This window comes from Actinomycetospora sp. 2LY8.5, assembly GCF_057180585.1.
The window spans coordinates 1-5,968 of record NZ_JBXUHE010000087.1 but is presented as its reverse complement, the minus strand read 5'-3'; the positions used below and the strand labels follow the sequence as shown (position 1 = coordinate 5,968).

The window sequence follows — 5,968 nt, the reverse complement described above, 5'->3', positions numbered from 1 at the left end:
GGTCGGACACGGCTTCCGGAACTTCACCAACTACCGACTGCGACTACTGCTGCACTGCGGCGTCGACTGGCAGACTCCGCCCACCACCGCGTTGAGAGCCCGCCTCCACGCTTCATGGTGAAGAGCCGCCAAACGCCATGACGTCGACGCCAAGGCACGCACGCTGCAACAGCGGCTGCGCGCCGAGGCGCTCGCTGACCAGCCCGCGGACCTGGTCGCCGGCTACGCCGCCACCGTCGAGGTCACCGCTGCACTGATCCAGGCCTTTACCGCCCAGATCAACACCCTGGCCGCACGGGTCACCGGACACTTCGACCGCCACCGCGACGCGGCGATCTACCGCAGCCAACCCGGACTCGGCGCCGTGCTCGGCGCCCGGGCCCTCGGCGAGTTCGGCGACGACCCCACCCGCTACGCCGGGGCGCGGGCCCGCAAGAACTACGCCGGCAACAGCCCGATCACCCGCGCCTCGGGCAAGAAGAAGAACGTGATCGCGCGTTGGGTCCGCAACACCCGGCTCGCCGACCCGCTGCACCAGCAGGCGTTCTCCGCGCTGACGGCCTCACCCGGCGCCCACGCCTACTACCGCGCCCTGCGCGCCCGCGGCACCGGGCATCACGCCGCCCTGCGTCAGCTCTCCAACCGGCTGGTGGGCATCCTGCACGGCTGTCTGAAGAACCAGACCCTCTACGACGAAGACACCGCGTGGGCCCACCACCGACCGCCCGCGCAGGCTCAGCGATCCGAGGTCGCCTGAACCCCGCTGCGACGCGGTCGACCGTCCACGTCGACTCGGGTTGCCGGGGTTGGTCGCATGACTCCCATGGTTGGCGAACCTCGAGACTGCATGGTCAAAGGGCCCGGCGTGGAGCCTTGCCGATCGGGCCGTGGCGAACCGGAGGCTTCCGCGGGCGGGCGGTGTCGGACGGCCCGGATGTGTCCTACGGGCCAGGTGCGCGGCCGTAGAGCGCGGCGACCGCGTCGCGGATCTGTTCGCGCGCGTCGTCGGCGGTGACGGCGTCGATGAGCACGTAGAACGCCAGGCCCTCGGCCAGCGCCGCGAGCCCTCGCCCGAGCGCGACCGGATCCCGGCTGGGGTTGATCAAATCGTGCTGTTGGTCGCGGCGGATCAGCCCGGCCAGGTCGTGCTCGTGCAACCTCCGATACTGCTGGCGGAGCCGGGTCGCCACCTCGTGGTGGGCCAACCCCAGCGAGGTGAACGACTGCCGGAACTGCATGTGCGCCCGGCTCGGTTCGTCGTGTGGGATCAGCTCGCCGAGCACCACCTCCAGCACGCGGCGCGGCGGGGCAGCGTCGAGCTGCTCGCCGACGAGCTCGCGGATCCGGGCGCTGCTGGCCGCATTCAGCCGGTCGAAGGCCTCGGCCAACAGGCCGGTCATCGACGGGAAGTAGTGCTGCACCCGCCCCGGGGACACCCCGGCCGCGGCAGCGACCCGCGCCTGGGTCACCGCATCGATCCCGTGCTCGGCGCTGACCGCGAGCGCGGCGTCGATGAGTTGCCCGCGGCGCTGCTCGTGCTCCGCACCCAACCCCCGCGTCCGGGTCCGCGTCGCCATGCCACCTCCTTCCCGATGGGTCCGCATCGTATTGACCAGGTGGCGTGGACGCACCTACCCTTCGCCGCGAGCAAAACGATGTATCCGCATCGCGCAAGTAGTGGGCCAGGAGGGTGATGGGTGTCCGGCACGGCGGGGTCGCGCGGGTGTCTGGTGCTGGGGTTGGCGTGCGCGGCGGAGTTCATGGTCGTGCTCGACGCGTCGGTCGTGAACGTCGCGCTGCCCGCCATCCAGATGGGGCTGGGGTTCGACCCGGCCGGGCTGTCCTGGGTGGTGACCGCCTACACCCTGGTCTTCGCCGGGTTCCTGCTGCTCGGGGGTCGCCTTGCCGATCTCTACGGGCTGCGACGGCTGTTCCTGACCGGGCTGGTCGTGTTCACCCTGGCCAGCCTCGCCGGCGGCTTCGCGCCCAGCCCGGGCGTCCTGATCGCCGCCCGTGCAGGGCAGGCCCTGGGCGCCGCGGTGCTCGCCCCGACCAGCCTCACCCTGCTGACCACCACCTTCGCGGAAGGCCCGCGGCGGGTGCGGGCCCTGGCGATCTGGACCGCGCTGGCCTCGGCCGGCGGCGCCGCCGGCAGCCTGCTCGGCGGCGTTCTCACCGAGTACCTGACCTGGCGTTCCACCCTGCTGATCAACCTTCCGATCGGAGCCGCCGGCGTCGTGCTCGCCGCCCGCGGACTCACCCCCTGCGCCGCACGCAGCAGCGAGGCACCCCTGGGCGACAGCACGAAGGGCGACACCGAGGACAACACCGAGGGCAACACCGAGGGCAACACCGAGGGCAACACCGAGGGCAACACCGAGGGCAACACCGAGGGCAACACCGAGGGCAACACCGAGGGCGACAAGGGTGGCGCCGTCACAGGTCGGCTCGACGTCCTCGGGGCCGCGACCGTCACCCTCGGGTTGGCCGCGCTGACCTACGCGCTGCTCGAGGCCGCCACGCGCGGCTGGGTCGCCGCCGATGTCCTGGTCGCTTTCGGGATCGCGGCGCTCGCGCTCGCGGCGTTCATCGGCCAGGAGACTCGCTGGTCTCCCGCGCCGCTGCTGCCGCTGCGATTGCTGCGGATGCGCGCGGTCGCGGTGGGAAACCTCGCCATGATCGTGGCGGGGATGTGCCTGATGCCGATGTGGTTCTTCCTCTCGCTCTACATGCAGCAGGGACTCGGCCTGTCCGCGCTGGCCACCGGGCTCGGATTCCTGCCCCACACCCTGATCACCGTCGCGGTCGGCGCGTGGGCCACACCCTGGCTCATGGACCGCGCTCCGGCCCGGGCGCTGATCTCTGCGGGCTGCGTGATCGCCGCGGCCGGCATGTGGTGGCAGAGCCGCGTCGAGCCCGGCGACACCTACCTGACCGGGATCCTCGGACCCGCGGTCGCGATCTCGGTCGGCGGGGGGATGCTCAACACCCCACTCACCACCTCGGTCACCTCCGGGATCGAGCCCGACGACGCCGGCGCCGCGTCCGGGCTGATGAACACCACCAAGCAATTCGGCGGCGCGGTCGGCCTCGCCGCCCTGCTCACCCTCGCCACCAGCATGATCACAAACCCGCCCGTTGGGGGCTTGCGCGTCGAGCTGACGGCGACCCCGGACGACCTGATCGGCGGGGTGCGTGTGGCGTTCGCCGTGATGGCCGGGCTGCTCGTCCTCGTCGCCGTCATGGCGGCCGCCCTCCCTCCCTCGACCGGCGTCCCGGGCGACCGGCGTGATCTCGGTGGTGTCGGCGGCAGGGTGGACACCGAGCCGTCCGGGCTTTGACCTTGACCTTGACCACGGATGAGGTCCTACGTTCGGCCACGTGACCAGCTCTGTCGTGCCGGAACCACACAAGCACGGCACCGGGCGCGGGGTGCTGGTCGTCGGGCGCTGGCACGCGCCGTCGGCGTCGGTCCAGCAGGCCGCGCTCGAGGCTGCCACCGAGGCCTGGGACCTGATTGACTGGCCGGCGGGTCTGGAGCGGTTCGTCGTGATGGCCGCCGACGACCAGCACCACCTGCTGAACTTCTCGTGGTGGCGCGAGGCCGGCCTGATTTCCGGATTCACTGCACACGCCAAGACACGGTGGTCCGCCCACGTCGACGAGCGCGCCCCCGGACTGGTGCGTCTCGGGGTCGACACCTACCGCCACTACGCCGGCGTCATCCTGGCCGCCGGTGAGACCGGCGCGCTGGTCGCGGTCGACATCACCACCACCGACGCCGACACGGGCCGTGCGTGGATGGACGCCATGGTCGCGCTCCCGGCCACCGAGACCCCCGCGCCAGGCATGCTCACCGCGACCTTCCATCTCGACCTCACCGGGACGAAGATCCTGAACCTGGCCGAGTGGACCAGCACCCAGGCCCACCAGCGTCTCGTCACCGGCCCGCGAACTGACACATCCCACGGCCTGATCGACACGAGCAACCCGACCCGGCCTACCAGCTACCTGCGCGCACGAACCTGGCGCAAGCGAGAGTGACACCACCGCGTCACGGCCACGCCCTGACCAAGACCCGGAGCCATGTCCGGCCCAGGTTCGCCAACCGCTGCCGCTGCCCACCTTGACTCCCAAGCCCATGGGATGTCATGAGGTGCCAGTCGAAGGCGACCGCCGTCGACGAGCCGGTCCCTCACGTGTGGTGGGCGACGCCCCGCACCGCGTCCAAGACTGACGCGATCATTTGGTCGGTGGCGGCTACGTCCGCGGGTCGGACGGGCTGGGTGGCGTCGGGGGCCTCGCCGAACGCGAGGGCGCAGAAGGCCTCCGCGGCGCGGTCATCGTGGATGGCAAGAGTCCTCAGCTCGTCCTCGGAGCGTATGTCTCCGTGGAGCGCGGCGGCGAAGAGCACGGTGACGGGGCCGCGCTGGCGGCGGGATGGTGGCAGCTCGGTCATGCGCAGCTCGACGCACCGGGTCGCCGTCGGGTTCCCGAAGAGATCGTCATGGCGTCCGACGCCGTTTCCTCGCCGTCGAGCTGTACGCCGGGCTGCCTCAGGTGCCGACATCGCGAGGCAGCCGGTAGACCTGGTGTCCGATGGTGCCGGTGCCGCGGACGGTGGTGTCGCGGACCCAGGTGGGGCGTTGGTGGGTGCGGCCAGGCCCGACCCACTGCCATCGCCAGGTGCCGCTGCGGAAGTGGGCGCGGCGCCGGCCGGCGCGACCGTCGCCGATTCGGGCGCGGTCGGGGCTGGTGGCACCGATGTCGAGCACCCGCACGTCGGCGTCGTCGGTGCCCGGTTGGCCGGGGTCGTCGCCGCCTCGTGGCTGGTTCGGTAGGTGCGTGTGGCCGGGCGCGGGTGCCAGCGGGACAGGCAGACACCGGCCAGGACGTTGTCGACGGCGGCGCGCCAGGTGGTGAGGCTGCGGCGGGCGGGGACGACGATCCGCCCGAGGGGCAGCCCCCAGGGGTGGCGCAGTCGCAGGCACCAGGCGAACTCGTCGCGGGGGTGGTGGGTGTCGTCGGCTCGGAAGAGTAGACCCTCGACGCTGGCGCCGAGGTGCTCGATGAGCTCGAGCGGGGTCGCGAGTTCGGCTCTCGGGACCGGGATCCGCAGGAGATGGTCGTCGAGGGTCTGGGTCGTTCCGGTGGTGGTGCCGCGGGCGAAGAGCAGCGCGGTGTGCATGACGTCGTCCGGCGAGCCGGTGGCGGGCAGCTCCCAGGGTTCTTCGAACACCGCGCACAGGACGCCGAACGGCAACCGGAGATCGACGCCCTCTGGTAGGGCCGCGGCACGCGGGTAGCTGCTGGCGTGCTCGGCCGGGAGCCAGTGTGGAACGGGGAGCTCGCGGTCGAGCCATCCCTGGGCCCAGGCCGCGCGATGGAACCAGTAGGTCAGGTCGACCGCGTCGCCCGCTTCGCCGACCAGGGGGGCGTGACGCCACGGCCGGTCGATCACTGGCTCGCGCCGTGGCGATCCGGGGAACTCGCCCGTCGGGAGATCGGGCGCGCCGGTGGTGGTGGCGCCGAGCTCGACGCGCAGGGCGGCGGCGTCGTGGCCGGTCGGTCGCCCGGTCCAGGGCGGGACGGCGTAGGCCCACAGCGCAGCGCGGGTGCGGCAGGTGACGGTGGCGCGGGCATACGGCGCGATCTGCTCGGGCGATGCCAGCCCGTCGGGGACCCAGCCGCTCATGTCGATGACGCGGGCGCTGCGGAACTCCGCGTGCAGGCGGGCGCGCAGAGCCTGTCAGGATTCCCGTGTAAGCAACGGGTCGTTGATTCGGTGGAAAGTATCAGAGTTTGAGTCGTCCAGGGAAGTGGATGACCAGGCTGTTGAGCGCGGTCTTCCAGCCGTGGGTGCCGGTGCCTGACTCGCCGCCGCGGTTACTGGAGATGTTCCGTAGGCCGAGGTAGAGCAGTTTCATGGCGGCTTCGTCGGAGGGGAAGTGTCCGCGTGCTTTCGTGA

Annotated in this window: 6 protein-coding genes and 1 pseudogene; 3 read left to right on the top strand and 4 right to left on the bottom strand. The window is 71.6% G+C overall.

What is annotated here, in order from left to right; translation table 11 throughout:
• Positions 1-112: 112 nt before the first annotated feature.
• Positions 113-322, bottom strand: a complete 210-nt coding sequence (locus AC2A1K_RS35380; protein ID WP_483901032.1) for a hypothetical protein — start codon at positions 320-322, stop codon at positions 113-115.
• On the opposite strand from AC2A1K_RS35380, the gene AC2A1K_RS35375 reads away from it, so the two are divergent.
• A complete protein-coding gene (locus AC2A1K_RS35375; protein ID WP_483901034.1) occupies positions 254-757 on the top strand; it encodes a transposase in 504 nt (167 codons plus the stop codon). The genes AC2A1K_RS35380 and AC2A1K_RS35375 overlap by 69 nt on opposite strands.
• A gap of 184 nt (positions 758-941) precedes the next feature.
• On the opposite strand, the gene AC2A1K_RS35370 is transcribed toward AC2A1K_RS35375, so the two are convergent.
• Positions 942-1,577, bottom strand: coding sequence for a TetR/AcrR family transcriptional regulator (locus AC2A1K_RS35370; RefSeq protein ID WP_483901031.1), 636 nt, complete (start codon positions 1,575-1,577; stop codon positions 942-944).
• Between the two features lie 120 nt (positions 1,578-1,697).
• On the opposite strand from AC2A1K_RS35370, the gene AC2A1K_RS35365 reads away from it, so the two are divergent.
• Together AC2A1K_RS35365 and AC2A1K_RS35360 are read left to right on the top strand one after the other, a co-directional pair.
• A complete protein-coding gene (locus AC2A1K_RS35365; RefSeq protein WP_483901030.1) occupies positions 1,698-3,341 on the top strand; it encodes an MFS transporter in 1,644 nt (547 codons plus the stop codon).
• 40 nt (positions 3,342-3,381) lie between these two features.
• A complete protein-coding gene (locus tag AC2A1K_RS35360) occupies positions 3,382-4,044 on the top strand; it encodes a hypothetical protein (protein ID WP_483901029.1) in 663 nt (220 codons plus the stop codon).
• A gap of 512 nt (positions 4,045-4,556) precedes the next feature.
• On the opposite strand, the gene AC2A1K_RS35355 is transcribed toward AC2A1K_RS35360, so the two are convergent.
• Positions 4,557-5,363 (bottom strand): hypothetical protein, encoded by an 807-nt coding sequence (locus tag AC2A1K_RS35355; RefSeq protein WP_483901033.1) that lies wholly within the window; start codon positions 5,361-5,363, stop codon positions 4,557-4,559.
• Between the two features lie 432 nt (positions 5,364-5,795).
• A pseudogene (locus AC2A1K_RS35350) lies at positions 5,796-5,968 on the bottom strand (IS256 family transposase); the annotation flags it as partial.

Coding starts and splice junctions, on each gene's coding strand:
- AC2A1K_RS35370 (WP_483901031.1), bottom strand. CDS start 1,577: ATGGCGACGCGGACCCGGACGCGGGGGTTGGGTGCGGAGCACGAGCAG.
- AC2A1K_RS35355 (WP_483901033.1), bottom strand. CDS start 5,363: ATGGCTCGACCGCGAGCTCCCCGTTCCACACTGGCTCCCGGCCGAGCA.